The sequence below is a fragment of the Agrobacterium genomosp. 13 str. CFBP 6927 genome, assembly GCA_900012615.1.
In the GTDB taxonomy this organism is placed as follows: Bacteria; Pseudomonadota; Alphaproteobacteria; order Rhizobiales; family Rhizobiaceae; genus Agrobacterium.
Window position 1 is genome coordinate 2,788,826 of record LT009756.1, and the last position, 16,593, is coordinate 2,805,418.

Here is a 16,593-nt window from a genome sequence, read left to right on the forward strand (position 1 = left end):
AGGGGAGTTTTCTAGCTATGCAACTCAACAAGTTTTCAACGCTCGGCAAGCTGGGCGCCGGTGTGGCGGCCCTGATGGCACCGGCCATCGCCTTTGCCCAGGAAGCCGCGCCGGCAGTAGCGGCGGCGGCGCCCGTTCCGGAAAAAGCCGACACCGCATTCATGTATGTCGCGACGATCCTCGTGCTTTTCATGATCATTCCGGGTCTCGCCCTGTTTTACGGCGGTCTCGTCCGCACCAAGAACATGCTCTCCGTCCTCATGCAGTGCACGGTCGTCGCTGCAGTCATGATGCTCGTCTGGGTAATCTACGGTTATTCCTTCGCCTTCGGCGGTGGCACCGGCCCCTATTTCGGCGGCTTCGGCAAGCTGTTCCTCTCGGGCGTTTCGCTTGACAGCACGTCGGCAACCTTCTCCGAAGGTGTGGTGATCTACGAATACACCTTCATCGCCTTCCAGATGACCTTTGCGGCCATCACGCCTGCGCTGATCGTCGGTGCCTTTGCGGAACGCGTGAAGTTCTCCGCCGTCATCCTCTTCACCATCCTGTGGGCAACCTTCGTCTATTTCCCGATTGCACACATGGTATGGGATGCGAACGGCCTGATCTTCGGCATGGGCGCTCTCGACTTCGCCGGCGGCACGGTCGTTCACATCAATGCCGGTGTGGCAGGCCTGATCGGCGCGATCATGGTCGGCAAGCGTACCGGCTTCGGCAAGGACATGATGGCACCGCACTCCATGACGCTGACGATGGTCGGCGCAGCCATGCTGTGGTTCGGCTGGTTCGGCTTCAATGCCGGCTCCAACCTCGAAGCATCGGGCGGAGCGGTTCTCGCAACCATGAACACCTTCCTCGCAACCGCAGCAGCCGTCGTTTCCTGGTCGCTGGTTGAAAGCTTCACCCGCGGCAAGGCCTCCATGCTGGGCGCTGCTTCGGGCATGATCGCCGGCCTCGTCGCCGTCACGCCTGCGGCCGGCTCGGTTGGACCGATGGGTGCGATCGTTCTCGGCCTCATCGTTTCGCCGATCTGCTACTTCTTCGTCTCGGTCGTGAAGAACAAGTTCGGTTACGACGATACGGCTGACGTCTTCGGCGTCCACGGCATCGGCGGCATCATCGGCGCCCTCGGCACCGGCATCTTCACCTCGCCGCTGCTTGGCGGCACGGGCAAGCCGGACTTCTCCATCGCCTCGCAGGTCTGGACGCAGTTCGTCGCCGTCGCCATCACCATCGTCTGGTGCGCCATTGTCTCGGCAATCCTCTACAAGATCGTCGACGTCATCGTTGGCCTGCGGGTTCCGGTCGAAGCGGAACGCGAAGGTCTCGACCTCGCAACCCACGGCGAAGCCGCCTACCACTCTTAAGATCCGGGAAAAGGGGTTCTCCATCCCCTTACCCAAAAGAAGGCCCGCTCCGGCGGGCCTTTTTCTTTGCCGTAAATGCACATGCAACTGCAAAAAACCGCATGGTTAACACGACATTAACCAGCAAGCGGTTAGTTTTCCCTGTCAATCCGGGATCAGGTCACCTGCCGGATCTTGCCGAAACCAGGAAAAACGACGGGTTCAGGGACATGGGCAGAATGCAATCTCCGACATTCGATGGTCGTCACACGCGCTTCGTGCTGACGGCGTTTTTCGTGCGGCAGATCATGGCTCTCGCCGGTTTCGCTTTGCTGGCCACGATTTCACTGGGTATTGCGGCCCTCGCCACATGGAATGTGGCGGATCCGAGCCTCTCCTATGCCACGGGAAACCAGCCTACCAATCTTCTGGGTTACAGCGGCGCCATCTTCGCCGATATCGTGATGCAGTTCCTCGGGCTCTCCGCAATCATCTCGCTTTTGCCGGTCATTGCCTGGGCGATCGCGCTCATCGCCGGACGCAGGTTCAACCGGATACCCGCCCGCCTCGTTGCCTGGGTTGCCGGCGCCATCGTCTGCGCCGCTTCGCTCGGCTGTTTTCCAGCACCCGTAACCTGGCCGCTGCCAAACGGCATTGGCGGCGTTATCGGTGATATGATCCTGCGCTTCCCCGCCCTTTTCATCGGCGCTTACCCAACCGGCACCATTGCGACAGTACTGGGCGTTATATTTGCGGCTCCCGCTGCCTGGCTGATGCTCTTTGCCGCCGGCCTCATGGGAAGCCCGGAAGATAGCCTGGAACTGGAAGAACGCGCGCCGGTGTCGAACAAGGCACGCGCCGTCCGTGAGGCTGAAGAAGACGATGACGACGGTGAAGGCTTCTTCGCCAATATCCTCGCTTTTGGCGCCATGGCACATTACTGGTACATCACCCAGGCCCGCCTTCGCCGCCTGTTTGGCATCAAGTCCAAATCCCTGCATGACGAATTCGAACATCCCTATGATTTCAACGAATATGAATTCGGCACGTTGAACGAACCGTCCCGCCTCAAGACGGCGATCAACCGCCTCGACCAGCGCGCGGAACCGTCTTTCGAGGAACGCGCCGCATCGCGCCGGCAGATGTCGCCTCCCTCCATCGCACTCGATCATGATGGTGACATGGATGACGAGCTGCATTTCGATACGGACGGGCGACGCCTGCCAAACGGTATTCTCTCGGACGATGACAGTGCCGACGAATCCGACCCGAAGTTCATTGCAAGACAGGCACCGGGACGCGGTCAGCCCAGAATAACCGCCCCCTCCGCACGCCCAAAGCCGAGCGAGCGCGTGGCACGCGAGGCGCAGGCCTCCTTCATCGCCGCCGACGGTTTCCAGCTGCCCTCCGTCCATCTTCTGGCGGAGCCGAAGAATATCGTGCGCGACAACACGCTGAGCGAGGAAGTGCTGGAGCAGAATGCCCGCCTGCTCGAAGGCGTTCTCGAGGATTTCGGCGTCAAGGGCGAGATCATTCATGTTCGCCCCGGCCCGGTCGTGACACTCTACGAACTGGAACCGGCACCCGGCATCAAATCCTCGCGCGTCATCGGCCTTGCGGATGATATCGCCCGCTCCATGAGCGCCATTGCCGCGCGCGTTGCCGTCGTTCCCGGCCGCAACGCCATCGGCATCGAGCTTCCGAACCAGACCCGAGAAACTGTGTTCCTGCGTGAACTGGTTGGCAGCCGCGATTTCGAAAACAGCAAGGCCAAGCTTGCCATGGCGCTCGGCAAGACCATTGGCGGCGAACCCGTCATCGCCGATCTCGCCAAGATGCCGCATCTGCTCGTTGCCGGTACAACGGGTTCGGGCAAATCCGTCGCCATCAACACCATGATCCTCTCGCTCATTTACCGCATGTCGCCGGAACAGTGCCGCCTGATCATGATCGATCCGAAAATGCTGGAACTGTCGATCTATGACGGCATTCCACATCTGCTCTCCCCTGTTGTGACCGATCCGAAAAAGGCCGTTGTTGCCCTGAAGTGGACGGTGCGCGAGATGGAAGAGCGCTACAAGAAAATGTCGAAGATCGGCGTTCGCAACATCGACGGCTTCAATAGCCGCGTGCAGCAGGCTCTCGACAAGGGCGAAATCCTCACCCGCACGGTGCAGACCGGCTTCGACCGCCAGACCGGCGAGGCGATGTATGAAACGGAAGAGTTCGACCTGAAGCCCCTGCCCTATATCGTCGTCATCATCGACGAAATGGCCGATCTGATGATGGTAGCAGGCAAGGACATTGAAGGCGCCGTACAGCGTCTGGCGCAGATGGCCCGCGCCGCCGGCATCCATGTTATCATGGCGACCCAGCGTCCGTCCGTCGACGTCATCACCGGCACCATCAAGGCAAACTTCCCGACCCGCATCTCCTTCCAGGTGACGTCGAAGATCGACAGCCGCACCATTCTGGGCGAGCAGGGCGCCGAACAGCTGCTCGGCATGGGTGACATGCTCTATATGGCCGGTGGCGGCCGCATCCAGCGTGTGCACGGCCCGTTCGTCTCCGACAACGAAGTGGAGGAGATCGTCGCTTATTTGAAGACCCAGGGATCGCCGGAATATCTGGAAGCGATCACCGAGGAAGACGACGAGGAAGGTAATGCCGGCGGCCCGGCCGGGACAGGCAATTTCTCCGATTCGGAAGACCCTTACGATCAGGCCGTGGCGGTCGTGCTGAGGGACGGCAAGGCATCCACCTCCTATGTGCAGCGGCGTCTGGGCATCGGCTACAACCGCGCCGCCTCGCTGATCGAGCGCATGGAACAGGAAGGCATTATCGGCCCCGCCAACCATGCCGGAAAACGCGAAATCCTCGTACCGACGGAATCAGACATCATCGAGCGATAACGTCCGCAACCAAGCGGGGTTGAGAAGCGTTATTACACGCTTTCAACGTCATGAAGCCGCCGCCTTTTATGCGGACAATCGCTGCGATGAAGGAGAACAGAATGAACGACCTCACCACCGGCGAAACTGCAGCCGCAAACGCACCGCAAAACGGCGTGACGCGACGCGGCGTGCTGACGGCATTTTCCATGGCAGCCGCCATGGCCGGCCTGTCGCCGCTCAACGCATTTGCGCAGGCCGCCGGCAATGGCGCGACCGCGCAGAAAATCGCCAACCACTTCTCGTCTGTCAAAACCATGATGGGTGAATTTGTACAATTCGGTCCCCGTGGTGAGCAGACCGGCGGCAAATTTTACATCGAGCGGCCGGGCAAGCTTCGCTTCAATTATGAGGACCCCTCGCCCATGCGCGTCATCGCCGATGGCAAGAATGTCGTCATAGGCAACATGAAGCTGAAGACATGGGATCTCTATCCGCTGTCGAAGACCCCTCTCAGCCTGCTTTTGTCCGACAAGATCGACCTCGGCAACCAGAAGGTCCGGGACGTGAAGGAAGAGTCGGACCTGACCACCATCGTGCTCGGCGACAAGAGCATTTTTGGTGATTCCACCATTACCCTGATGTTCGACCCGAAAACCTTCGATCTGAGGCAGTGGACGACGACCGACGCCCAGAACAAGGACACGACCGTCATGATCTTCAACGTCCAGACGGGCGTGAACCTTGACGAACGCGTCTTCAACATCAATTACGAGGAAGTCCGCAAACGCGGCTGAGGTTTCGAACCTGCGAGAATTCTTCTAAAGGCGGCCTTGCGGCCGCCTTTTTATTTTGCCGCTAAAGTCCATTCCCGTTTTCGTCGTGATGTTATAAGCCTGCGCTCCGGAAACATGCTCCGAAACAACGGGCTTCGGGGCAACAGCGCATTTCCAGGAAAAGTGGCCATCGGTTTTCCGTCCGGACATGCGACAAAACACTCTAGAAGCGGAGCACATGCATGTCGTTTTCGATAACAACCTGGAACATCAACTCGGTCAGGCTCAGAATGCCGATCGTTGAGCAGTTTCTGGTGCGTTACAAACCCGACATTCTCTGCCTGCAGGAAACGAAATGCCCGAATGGCGAATTTCCGATGAAGCCGCTGAAGGCGCTCGGTTATGAGCACGTCATCATCCACGGCCAGAAGGGCTATCACGGGGTGGCCATCGCCTCGAAAATCCCCCTCACCGAAGATCATCGGCAGGACTATTGCGGGATTGGAGACGCACGGCATATTTCCGCGATTTTTCAGGTGGGATCGCGCCGCGTTCGGCTGCACAATTTCTACGTTCCCGCCGGCGGCGACGAACCAGATCGTTCGATAAATCCCAAATTCGGCCACAAGCTGGATTTCATCGAGGAAATGAAGGCGCTCCGCGCCGATGGTGTGCCCGGCACCTCTTCCATTCTCGTCGGCGATCTCAATATCGCACCGCTTGAAAATGACGTCTGGTCTCACAAGCAGCTGCTGAAGATCGTCAGCCATACGCCGGTGGAAACCGACGGCATGCTCGACATCATGAAGAAGGGCAACTGGCTCGATCTGATGCGGCTGAACGTGCCTGATAGTGAAAAGATTTATACCTGGTGGAGCTACCGCGCCAAGGATTGGGAAGCCGCAGACCGTGGCCGCCGTCTCGACCACATCTGGTCATCTCAGGATCTAGGTCCCTCGCTTGAAAAAATCGACATATTGCGCGAGGCCCGCGGCTGGAACCGGCCATCGGACCACGTCCCGGTTACGGCCCATTTCCGTTTCTGAGCATGTGGTTTGAGCGGCGTCAGGCGAAGCGGTTCTGCAAACGGGCCGCACCTGTTGCCAGAGCCGCGATATTGTCGCGAATGCGCGCCGATACGATATCGGCAACCTCCGGAAACTCCTCTACCAGCCGGTGAAAGAGGATACGCGTGATGCGGATGACCTCGGAATCCTCCGCGGCCACAGCGGTGAATTTCCGTTCGCAGAGCGTAAAAAGCGCCAGTTCGGAAAGCAGGGCACCCTTGCCGGGCGTCGCCTGCAGCACGGGCTTGCCGTCCCTTCCTGCCGTAAAAAGCTCGAAATGGCCCGATGTCACCGCAAAGGCGCATTCAGCCGGCGAATGTTCCCGAAACAGTGTCTGGCCTGCCGAGACGCGGCGACGCTCCGCGCCGAAGGCAATCAGCCGCAGCTGGTCATCGCTGAAGCCCGCAAACAACGGCACTTGCCCCAGAAGCATGATATCGTCCGTCAACGCCATGTTTGATCGCTACTCCAGAAAGCCGCCTGCCCTACTATAGCGGTTTTCCAATATCGGTCTTCAAAATACAAGCAGTTAGAACGCCGTGCGTTTTTTTCAAACGCACGGCGCCAGCTTTAGAATACGGATGTAATACCTAGCGATCAGACTATCCCGGTTCAGGGAACGATCTTGTAGCCGCCGTTCTCGGTCACCAGAATTTCAGCGTTGGAAGGGTCACGCTCGATCTTCTGGCGCAGGCGGTAGACATGCGTTTCGAGCGTGTGCGTGGTCACGCCGGAATTATAACCCCAGACCTCTTCCAAGAGGACATCGCGTGTAACGACGGTGCTTCCGGCGCGGTAAAGGTAACGGATGATCGCCGCTTCCTTTTCCGTCAGCCGGATTTTCTTGCCGTCTTCCGTCGTCAGCAGCTTCTGGCTGGGCTTGAACTGATAGGGACCAACGGTGAAAACCGCGTCCTCACTCTGTTCATATTGGCGCAGCTGCGCGCGGATACGCGCCAGAAGAACGGCAAAACGAAAAGGCTTTGTCACATAGTCATTCGCGCCGGCTTCAAGCCCGAGTATGGTATCGGAATCGGTGTCGTGCCCGGTCAGCATGATGATCGGCGCCTTGAAACCGCCCTTGCGCAGCAGCTTCACCGCTTCACGCCCATCCATATCCGGAAGACCGACATCCATGATAAGAAGATCGACCTGGGCGCTCTTGGCGGTCTGCATTGCCTGTGCGGCGTTTGCGCCGCTGAGCAGCGAGAATTCCTCATAAGGAGACAGTTGCTCGGTCAGCGTCTCCCGAAGATCGTCGTCATCGTCCACCAGAAGGATAGTGCGAGCCGTCATTCGGATTCTCAGCCTTTCTTACTTTAGCGCACCAGCCCGGAAATCGCGTTCGATTCTCGGAAAGCACGATGCGTAGTTTAAAAGAGTTAGAGCATCCTTTGTGCCTGCTAAGGGACGCATGGTGCTCTAATTGTCAGCCAATTCAGCGGTTTGCCGATAAAAGGTCAACCCATTGCCATGATATTACGAAGTGCTATGACTTCACGTTAGATAACCTGCAAAGCAAAATCTCGTGAAAAACATGAGCAAACAGCCCGTAAAGCAACATAAACGCGCATTGACGCTCATGGTTCGGCCGGCGCCTTCGAAAATAAGCCGGGCGATCGTTCAGCTCGGACATCTCACCTTTCCCGCCGCAATCGGACGCAATGGCCGCACCGCGCTGAAACGCGAGGGAGACGGAAAATCCCCCATTTCCACCACCCGCCTGCTGCACGGCTTTTATCGCGGCGATCGCAACACCGCCATCGCCACGGCATTGCCGATGCAACGGACGCGACCATCCATGCTGTGGTGCGACGAGCCGAGCAACGCCAATTACAACAGGCTGGTCAAAGCACCCTTTGCATCAAGCCATGAAGAGATGATGCGAAAGGACGGTCTTTACGACGTCTGCCTGGTGCTCGACTGGAACATCACCACCAGAAGCCGCAACCGCGGCTCGGCGATCTTCATGCACCTGATACGCCCGGGGTATGAACCGACCGCAGGCTGCGTCGCTCTCCGTCCCCGCGATATGCGGCGTATCCTGCCGCACCTGCGCAAGGGCACAAAAATCCGCATCCTGTGAAGCGCGCCCTGCAGCCGGGCAAAAAAAACCCGCCATCAAGGCGGGTTTTTTAGACGGAAAAGGCCGGTTATTAAGCGGCTTCGTCCTGAGAATCGTCTTCTTCAACGGTCTTGCCGCGCTTGGGGCCTTTGGCAAGGTTGACTTCCACCAGGCGGACAGCCTCGGTTTCAGACATTTTGTTGACGGCGGCGATTTCGCGCGCCATGCGGTCGAGAGCAGCTTCGTAAAGCTGACGCTCGGAATAGGACTGCTCCGGCTGGTTTTCGGCACGGTAGAGATCGCGCACCACTTCCGCAATCGCGATAAGATCGCCGGAATTGATCTTTGCATCATATTCCTGAGCGCGGCGCGACCACATGGTACGCTTCACACGCGCCTTGCCCTGCACCACTTTCAGTGCCCGCTCGACAAAATCGCCTTCGGAAAGCTTGCGCATGCCGATGCTCACGGCTTTTGCGACGGGAACTTTAAGACGCATCTTGTCTTTTTCGAAATCGATGACAAAAAGCTCAAGCTTCATGCCGGCGACTTCTTGTTCCTCGATGGCAGAAATGGTACCGACACCATGAGCGGGATACACAATCGCTTCACCGGTCTTGAAACCGTGATGTGCTGGAGATTTCTTCTGCTGGGTCGTCATTCGTTCTAAAAACTCCCTGTTACATACCCGGCAATGCCGGGGTTGGGTCGGTCAGGCCCTGATGAGACGGGGGAACCGTCAGGTGACTCCGCACTGGTCCAGCCGTGCACGCAAAAACACACCTTCCCGTCTTGCGGGGTTCGATAACGTAAACGCTCGATATGTCACGGAAACCGCGTGCAAAAGAGGTGTTGCTTTCGTGGTGTTTTTGGGCACACAAATGCCACGCTGTGGATCAGTGTCGTTGGTGTACCACAAAAATAGGCGCAAATCAATAATTTGCTTCGACCGTGGCCGCAACATCACATGGCAGTCCAAGAACCGCCTAAAAATTAGCCGCAAAAATACTGTCGAATGCTTTGAGACAGACCCTCATGGCAAAAGAAGCAAAAAAATTTCACTTACCGACTGAAGAAACACGAAAGCCTCTTAAACTCTTCGTAATTCCACGCCAATATCCGATTCGACTGAAAAGGCAAAATCCGTAAATTGGCGGTGCTTTTTTTAAATTAAAGTGTGATTTTTGGAGGAATCCACGTCAAATGGGCTACAGAAATAATCCAAAACGCGAAAAACAGATCGAAAAAGCGCGTCAGCAGGCAATTGCCGAAAATGTCCAATTTCTTGATCCAGGTATTCTTTATGGAAGGGCAAGCGCCGACGATATAGAATATTATTCCGCAGAGATGCTGGCAGCGAGCGCCGCTCACAGTTTCGGCGCGCTGTCGCACTGGACCGGAGAGGCGCCCCATATCAGCATCACGCAGGTGGAGGGCGTTTCCCCGCGGGATATTCCTGTAACGGTTCTCACGATTATCGGCCGCAACATGCCGTTCCTCTATGATTCCGTCATGGGCGAAGTCACAAGCAGCTATCGTGGACTTTATCTTGCGGTGCATCCGATCCTCGTTCGCGACGACACCGCCCAGGCAGGTTACCGCCTTGCGGAGCCCGAAGATGATCCCACCGAGAATATCAGCCTCATCCAGCTGCATATCGCGCCGCTGACCGCGCAGGCCGCCGCAACGCTGGAAGAACGGCTGCGTTTCGTCCTGGCGCAGGTCCAGTTCGCCTACCGCGACTGGCGGCCCATGCTGGCAAAGCTCGATGAGGCGCTGGACGAGCTCTCAAAGCGCGGCTCGTCGCGGCGCAAGACCGAGCGGACGGAAGCCGTCGAATTCCTCAACTGGCTTCGCAACGACAATTTCACTTTCCTCGGCATGCGCGACTACACCTATTCCGGCAAGGGAAAGAACGCGAAGATCGAACGCGGTGACGGCGTCGGTCTCGGCAGCCTCAGCGATCCGGATGTGCGTGTTCTGCGCCTCGGCAAGAATGCCGTGACGACGACGCCGGAAATTCTTGCCTTCCTCGATGGCCCGGATTTCCTCATCGTCACCAAGGCGAATGTGAAGTCCATCGTGCATCGCCGCGCCTATATGGATTATATCGGCATCAAGCGCTTTGACGAGGACGGTAATGTCATTGGCGAATTGCGTATCGTCGGCCTGTTCACCGCCACGGCCTATACGCGTTCGGTCAAGCAGATACCGCTGCTGCGCGCCAAGGTGGCCGATGTCGAGCGGCACTTCGGTTTCGATCCGAACAGCCATTCCGGCCGCATCCTGCAGAACACGCTGGAAGCCTATCCCCGCGACGATCTCTTCCAGATCGAAACGGATTTGCTGATCCGCTTCATCGAGCAGATCATGGAATTGAGCGACCGTCCGCGCGTGCGTGTCCTCGCCCGCATCGACCGTTTCGACCGCTTCGTCTCGGCCATCATTTTCGTGCCGCGCGAGGAATACAATTCCTATGTGCGCGAGAAGATCGGCGACTATCTGAGCAAGGTCTATGACGGGCATATTTCCGCCTATTATCCTGCCTTCCCAGAAGGGGCTGTCGCCCGCGTCCACTTCATCGTCGGCCGCACGGAAGGCAAGACGCCTCGTATCGCCCAGGATAAGCTCGAAGATGCCGTCAGCGATATCGCCGCACGCTGGATAGACCATTTTGTCACCCTCTCCGAGCCGGGTGCTCCGGTGCTGGAGGTGGATCAGGCCTATCAGGAAGCCTTCACGCCGGAAGAGGCGATCGGCGACATGACGGATATCCTGGCCGCCGTAAAAGGCGAGCCAGTCCGCATTGAGTTCTACCAGCAGGAAGGCCAATCGGCCGACACTCTTTCGCTGAAGATATTCCATCGCGACGGCCACCTGCCGCTCTCGCGGCGCGTGCCACTGCTCGAAAATCTGGGCTTCAACGTCATCAGCGAGCGCACCTTCGACGTTGGTGTCGTTTCGGATGGCGAAAAGCGCGACATCGTGCTGCATGACATGGAACTATCCGTCGCCAAGGGCACGACGCTCGATCTGCCGCATTATGGGCAGAAACTGGAAGAGGCTTTTCTTGCCGCCTTCTCCGGCAAGGTGGATAACGACAACTTCAACCGCCTGATCCTCGCCTGCGGCCTGACCGTGCGTGAAGTGTCCGTGCTGCGCGCCTATGCCCGTTATCTGCGCCAGACCGGCATTGTCTATTCGCAGGAGCATATTTCCGAAACGCTCTTCAAATACCCGGCCATTTCCCGGAATATTTTCGCGCTTTTCAAGGCTGGCTTCGATCCATCCATCGAAGAAAAGAAGCGGCTGAAGAAACTCGCGGAGATACACAAGGCGATAGAGACCGCATTGAGCGGCGTTCCCAACCTCGACGAGGACCGTACGCTGAGGCGCTACGTCAACGCCATCGACGCGACACTTCGCACCAACTACTTCCAGAAAAATGCCGACGGCACGCCGCGTGACCTATTGGCGTTCAAGTTCGATCCGAAACATCTGGATGGCCTGCCCGATCCGCGTCCCTTCCGCGAAATCTTCGTTTATGGAACCGAGGTTGAAGGCGTGCACCTGCGCTTCGGCAAGGTCGCGCGCGGCGGTCTTCGCTGGTCGGATCGCGGCCAGGATTACCGCACGGAAGTGCTCGGTCTCGTCAAGGCGCAGCAGGTCAAGAACGCGGTGATCGTACCAGTCGGCGCCAAGGGCGGCTTCTTCCCGAAGAACCTGCCCGTTGGCGGTTCCCGCGACGAGGTCTTCAACGCCGGCCGCGAAGCCTACAAGACCTACATCCGCACCCTGCTCTCCATCACCGACAATATCGTCGACGACGCCATCGTGCCGCCGGCCGATACGCTGCGGCTGGATGGTGACGACCCCTATTTCGTCGTCGCCGCCGACAAGGGAACGGCAACCTTCTCCGATACGGCGAACGGCCTTGCCCACGACGCCGGCTTCTGGCTGGACGATGCCTTCGCATCGGGCGGCTCGGCCGGTTACGACCACAAGAAGATGGGCATCACCGCGCGGGGCGCATGGGAGACGGTGAAACGCCATTTCCGTGAAATGGATACCGACATCCAGACCACCCCCTTCACGGTGGCGGGTGTGGGTGACATGTCCGGCGACGTTTTCGGCAATGGCATGTTGCTGTCGGAAAAGATCAGGCTGATCGCCGCCTTCGATCACCGCGACATCTTCATCGATCCGGATCCCGATACCGACAAATCCTTCGCAGAGCGCAAGCGGCTTTTCGAACTGCCGCGTTCCAGCTGGCAAGATTATGACCGCTCGACGCTCTCCGACGGCGCCATGATCATTTCGCGTTCCGAAAAATCTGTGACGCTGACGCCGGAAGCCGTGGCCGCCATCGGCCTCGACAAATCCGTCGCCACACCCTTCGAGATCATGACCGCCATCCTGAAGGCGCCGACCGATCTTCTGTGGTTCGGCGGCATCGGCACCTACATCAAGGCGGCGGTGGAAACCAATGCCGAGGTGGGTGACAGGGCCAACGACCCCATCCGCGTCAACGCAACGGAGCTGCGCGCCAAGGTCATCGGCGAAGGCGCCAATCTGGGCATCACCCAGAAGGGCCGCATCGCTTATGCGCTGGCGGGTGGGCGTTGCAATTCCGACGCTATCGACAACTCGGCTGGCGTGAACTCCTCCGACGTCGAGGTCAACATCAAGATCGCGCTTGCCTCCGCCGTCAATAGCGGTCGCCTGACGATGCCGAAGCGCAACCAGCTTCTCGCTTCCATGACACCGGAAGTGGCGCAACTGGTGCTGCGCAACAACTATCTGCAATCGCTGGCGATCTCGCTCACGGAGCGGCTTGGGCTCGCAAACCGCGAAGAGCTCGGCCGCCTCATGAGCGCGCTCGAGGCAACCGGGCAACTGAACCGCAAGGTTGAAACCCTGCCGAACAATGCCGAACTCAGCGAAAGATACGCCACCGGAAAGCCGCTGACCCGGCCGGAAATCGGCGTACTTCTCTCCTATGCCAAGCTGACCCTGTTCGACGCACTTGTGGCAAGCCCGCTTCCCGACGAGCCCTATCTCCAGCATCTCCTGGTCGACTATTTCCCGGCCAAGATGCAGAAGAACTATGCCGACGATATCAAGGCGCATCGCCTGCACCGTGAAATCGTCGCGACTGCACTCGCCAATGCCGTGGTGAACCGCGGAGGTCCGGGTTTCGTGCAGAAACTCGCTGACGCAAGCGGCCTCCTGGCGGCCGATGTCGTTAAGGCGGCGGTGATCGTCGAGGATGGCTTCGGCCTCAAACGCCTGTGGGGCGAGGTTGACGCGCTTGACGGCAAGGTGGGCGGTGAAATCCAGAACGGTCTTTATGCCACGATCACCCGCATCTTCTCGGATGCGAGCCGCCTTTACCTGCAAACCGGAAGCGCGGGTGCGGGAACGAGTGACATGGCGACCGAAATCGAGCGCCTGAAAACCGCCATCAAGACGCTGTCGCCGGCAGCGGCGAAATATCGTCGCGAACTTGGTGTCACGGAAATCGACGGCGTTCCCTCCGGCCTTCTGGAAGAACTGGATACGCTTTCCCTGCTGGTCTATGTGCCGGAAATCATGCGCATTGCCGAAAGTGCAGGCACAACGCTTGCCCGAGCCGCCGAAAGCTATGCCACCGTCTCGTCGACCTTCCGTGTCGCGCGTCTGCTGGATGCCAGCCAGCGCATCACGCCGGTTGATCACTATGAGAGCCTGGCCCTCCTGCGCAGCCAGGACCAGATCGCCTTGTCGAGACGCCGGATCGTCATTTCGGCGCTCACCGAGCATGCGAAGGAGAAGGATCCGGTTCAGGCCTGGTATGCGGCAGACCGCGTGCGCGTCAACCGCATCGTTTCCGAACTCGGCGCGCTCAGCGAAAGCGGCGATACCAACCTCGCCCGCCTGACAGTGGCGGCAGGGCTGCTTGGCGATATCGTTCAGGCGCGCTGATCGACCATCCGAAAAACGCCATCCGGGTTATTGGCCCGGATGGCGATAGATGGCACGATGCGCCAACATCCCACCTTCTATCCTCCCCCTGATATCCGATAGGACGATGAATGACTGTCCCCACCCCGAATGCGGAAACAGTGGTTGCGAAACGCGGCATCTGGGGCTGGGTCATGTTCGACTGGGCGGCGCAGCCCTTTTTTACGGTCGTCACAACCTTCGTTTTCGGCCCTTATTTCGTCGCCCGCCTCACCGATGATCCGATTTCGGCGCAGGCGACATGGAGCAACATGGCGACGGTGTCGTCTATCATCATAGCCCTCTTCTCCCCCATTCTCGGCTCCATCGCTGACCAGTCCGGCGCGAGAAAGCCGTGGATCGCCTTTTTTGCGGTCATCAAGATCGTAAGTCTCTTTTTCCTTTGGTTCGCAGCACCAGGCTCACCGCTCATCCTGCCGATCATCTGCATGATCCTCGCCTCCATCGCGGCGGAATTTTCTATCGTCTTCAACGATTCCATGATGCCGCGGCTGACCAATCCGCAGAATGTCGGACGCATTTCCAATCTCGCCTGGGGTCTCGGTTATCTCGGCGGCATGGTGGTGTTGATCGCCGTGGTGACACTTCTGGCCGCCAACCCGCAAACCGGACTGACGATCGCCGGCATCAAACCGCTTTTCGGTCTCGATCCGGCAACCGGCGAGGACGCCAGAATAACCGGTCCATTCGCGGCACTCTGGTATCTCATCTTCATTCTGCCGATGTTTCTGCTGACCCCGGACGCCGAAAAGGGCCTGCCCTTCGGAGCCGCGATCCGCTCGGGACTGGGGGAACTCAAGATAACCCTGCGCGAATTGCGCTACCGCCCCGTGTTGTTGCGGTTTCTGATCGCGCGCATGCTTTATCAGGACGGCGTCAACGGCGTGCTCATTCTGGGTGGCGCCTTTGCGGCCGGCATGTTCGGCTGGGCGACGATGGAAATCGGCCTCTTCGGCATTCTCCTCAATGTCGTCGCCATCGCAGGCTGCTTTGCGGCCGGACGCGTCGATCAGAAACTCGGTTCTCGCATCACCATTCTCATCAGTCTGGTGCTCCTGCTGCTCGCCACGCTCGGCATCGTCTCCACGGAAAAGGGCTCGACCCTGTTCGGCTGGATACAATTGTCGACGACGGATAATGGCGGCATCTTCGCAACCGGCGCGGAAAAAGCCTATCTGCTTTATGGCGTATTGATCGGCCTCGCCTTCGGCCCCGTCCAGGCCTCGTCGCGCTCTTATCTCGCCCGCAATATCACCGTGGCGGAGGCGGGCCGCTATTTCGGCATCTATGCGCTCTCCGGCCGCGCCACGAGTTTCATGGCGACACTATCGTTTTCCATAGCAACCTATGTAAGCGGCTCTGCCCATATCGGCATGGCCACGCTCATCCTGTTCCTGGGGGCTGGATTTCTGCTGTTGCTGCGTGTGCCCGAACGGGCCGCAAACTGAAGAACCTGAAACTTATAAGACGCGCGAGTGATGATAAATCGCTCCGCATATTCGACGTCATCCTCGGGCTAGACCAGAGGATCCATTGATTTCTGCATGTTGTGGATCCTCGGGGCTAGCCCGAGGATGACGGCGGAGAGGTCTGAACACCTTGGTCAACAAGCTGGAAGCTGCATCGCGGATATAGGCAAGCGAAGCGCACCGCTTCTGAATTCCACGGCCTTCATCACAGCTGGTCGAGTTTTTGCTGCAATGCGCGCAGCTGCGCCTTCAGCTCATCAATCTCGGAGGCATTCGGCTTGCGGGTTTCCTTGGGCGCCTGCGGCATTGCGAAAGGTGTGAAACCCTGCATCGCCTGCCGGAAGAGTTCCGTGTTGCGGCGGATCTGCTCTTCCATCATCTGCAATGGCGCCTGAAAATTGCGGGCGAGCGAACCGTCGCCGAAAGCCTTAGCCATATGCTCCTGCATCTGGCTCTGCTGATCGGAAAAGGTCTTCATCGAATGTTCGAGAAATGTCGGCACGACCATCTGCATCTGGTCGCCGTAATAGGAGATCAGCTGCCGCAGAAATGCCGTCGGCAACAGCGTATTGCCGGTTTTGGCTTCCTGTTCGACGATGATCTGCGTCAGCACCGCGTGGGTAATGTCTTCGGAGGACTTGGCGTCCTGAACCTTGAAGTCCTCACCACGCTTGACCATCTGCGCCAGGTCGTCGAGCGTCACATAGGTGCTGGTGCCGGTATTATAGAGCCGCCGGTTGGCATATTTTTTAATGATTGTTTCGCCGTCGTGTTTCGCCATGCCCGCCTCCTCGCGATGATGGTATTTTTTGTTTTTTGGTGTTATTGCTCTTCCCGCTGCAAAGTGTATGCGCAAAACGAGCCCTCTGACAAATGTTTTGTGCATCGCAACAGTTTGTTTTTTGCGCAGCAATTTTTCGCAAGATTCCAGCTTGATTTAGCAACATCTTTTAAAGCAACTTTCGGCATTTGACTT

General features: G+C 58.3%; 11 protein-coding genes. 7 read left to right on the top strand and 4 right to left on the bottom strand.

The window, feature by feature from the left end:
• The first annotated feature begins 17 nt into the window (after positions 1–17).
• The 4 genes from AGR13A_RS13735 (at position 18) to AGR13A_RS13750 (ending at position 6,059) form a co-directional block, all read left to right on the top strand.
• Positions 18–1,367: an ammonium transporter gene (locus tag AGR13A_RS13735; protein ID WP_035221823.1), complete on the top strand. Its 1,350-nt coding sequence runs from the start codon at positions 18–20 to the stop codon at positions 1,365–1,367.
• Between the two features lie 218 nt (positions 1,368–1,585).
• Complete coding sequence (locus tag AGR13A_RS13740) at positions 1,586–4,258, top strand: FtsK/SpoIIIE family DNA translocase (protein ID WP_167377500.1); 2,673 nt, start codon at positions 1,586–1,588, stop codon at positions 4,256–4,258.
• 50 nt (positions 4,259–4,308) lie between these two features.
• On the top strand, positions 4,309–5,034 hold the full coding sequence (locus AGR13A_RS13745; protein WP_051796093.1) for an outer membrane lipoprotein carrier protein LolA: 726 nt from the start codon (positions 4,309–4,311) through the stop codon (positions 5,032–5,034).
• Between the two features lie 221 nt (positions 5,035–5,255).
• Positions 5,256–6,059, top strand: coding sequence for an exodeoxyribonuclease III (locus AGR13A_RS13750; protein ID WP_003492631.1), 804 nt, complete (start codon positions 5,256–5,258; stop codon positions 6,057–6,059).
• Between the two features lie 19 nt (positions 6,060–6,078).
• On the opposite strand, the gene AGR13A_RS13755 is transcribed toward AGR13A_RS13750, so the two are convergent.
• Together AGR13A_RS13755 and AGR13A_RS13760 are read right to left on the bottom strand one after the other, a co-directional pair.
• The gene (locus AGR13A_RS13755; protein ID WP_080836253.1) at positions 6,079–6,534 is read right to left on the bottom strand and encodes a cyclic nucleotide-binding domain-containing protein; all 456 of its coding nucleotides are present in this window, start codon (positions 6,532–6,534) and stop codon (positions 6,079–6,081) included.
• A 158-nt stretch (positions 6,535–6,692) separates the two neighbouring features.
• On the bottom strand, positions 6,693–7,376 hold the full coding sequence (locus AGR13A_RS13760; protein WP_035221829.1) for a response regulator transcription factor: 684 nt from the start codon (positions 7,374–7,376) through the stop codon (positions 6,693–6,695).
• Positions 7,377–7,662: 286 nt separating this feature from the next.
• Between AGR13A_RS13760 and AGR13A_RS13765 the strand changes: the two genes are divergently transcribed.
• Entirely contained in the window at positions 7,663–8,166 is a 504-nt protein-coding gene (locus AGR13A_RS13765) for a L,D-transpeptidase family protein (RefSeq protein ID WP_139786067.1), read from the top strand.
• Positions 8,167–8,236: 70 nt separating this feature from the next.
• Here the strand turns inward: AGR13A_RS13765 and AGR13A_RS13770 are convergent, their stop codons facing one another.
• Positions 8,237–8,806: a CarD family transcriptional regulator gene (locus AGR13A_RS13770; protein WP_003505223.1), complete on the bottom strand. Its 570-nt coding sequence runs from the start codon at positions 8,804–8,806 to the stop codon at positions 8,237–8,239.
• A gap of 542 nt (positions 8,807–9,348) precedes the next feature.
• Between AGR13A_RS13770 and AGR13A_RS13775 the strand changes: the two genes are divergently transcribed.
• Positions 9,349–14,109: an NAD-glutamate dehydrogenase gene (locus AGR13A_RS13775; RefSeq protein WP_080836256.1), complete on the top strand. Its 4,761-nt coding sequence runs from the start codon at positions 9,349–9,351 to the stop codon at positions 14,107–14,109.
• A 110-nt stretch (positions 14,110–14,219) separates the two neighbouring features.
• A complete protein-coding gene (locus AGR13A_RS13780) occupies positions 14,220–15,596 on the top strand; it encodes an MFS transporter (protein ID WP_080836258.1) in 1,377 nt (458 codons plus the stop codon).
• A 226-nt stretch (positions 15,597–15,822) separates the two neighbouring features.
• On the opposite strand, the gene phaR is transcribed toward AGR13A_RS13780, so the two are convergent.
• Positions 15,823–16,398 (bottom strand): polyhydroxyalkanoate synthesis repressor PhaR, encoded by a 576-nt coding sequence (gene phaR, locus AGR13A_RS13785; protein WP_003520279.1) that lies wholly within the window; start codon positions 16,396–16,398, stop codon positions 15,823–15,825.
• Between the last annotated feature and the right edge of the window lie 195 nt (positions 16,399–16,593).

Bases quoted from the DNA above. Each gene is read 5' to 3' on its own strand.
- phaR (WP_003520279.1), bottom strand. From the start codon at position 16,398: ATGGCGAAACACGACGGCGAAACAATCATTAAAAAATATGCCAACCGG.
- AGR13A_RS13745 (WP_051796093.1), top strand. From the start codon at position 4,309: ATGAAGCCGCCGCCTTTTATGCGGACAATCGCTGCGATGAAGGAGAAC.
- AGR13A_RS13775 (WP_080836256.1), top strand. From the start codon at position 9,349: ATGGGCTACAGAAATAATCCAAAACGCGAAAAACAGATCGAAAAAGCG.
- AGR13A_RS13780 (WP_080836258.1), top strand. From the start codon at position 14,220: ATGACTGTCCCCACCCCGAATGCGGAAACAGTGGTTGCGAAACGCGGC.
- AGR13A_RS13750 (WP_003492631.1), top strand. From the start codon at position 5,256: ATGTCGTTTTCGATAACAACCTGGAACATCAACTCGGTCAGGCTCAGA.
- AGR13A_RS13740 (WP_167377500.1), top strand. From the start codon at position 1,586: ATGCAATCTCCGACATTCGATGGTCGTCACACGCGCTTCGTGCTGACG.
- AGR13A_RS13770 (WP_003505223.1), bottom strand. From the start codon at position 8,806: ATGACGACCCAGCAGAAGAAATCTCCAGCACATCACGGTTTCAAGACC.
- AGR13A_RS13760 (WP_035221829.1), bottom strand. From the start codon at position 7,376: ATGACGGCTCGCACTATCCTTCTGGTGGACGATGACGACGATCTTCGG.
- AGR13A_RS13765 (WP_139786067.1), top strand. From the start codon at position 7,663: ATGGTTCGGCCGGCGCCTTCGAAAATAAGCCGGGCGATCGTTCAGCTC.
- AGR13A_RS13735 (WP_035221823.1), top strand. From the start codon at position 18: ATGCAACTCAACAAGTTTTCAACGCTCGGCAAGCTGGGCGCCGGTGTG.
- AGR13A_RS13755 (WP_080836253.1), bottom strand. From the start codon at position 6,534: ATGGCGTTGACGGACGATATCATGCTTCTGGGGCAAGTGCCGTTGTTT.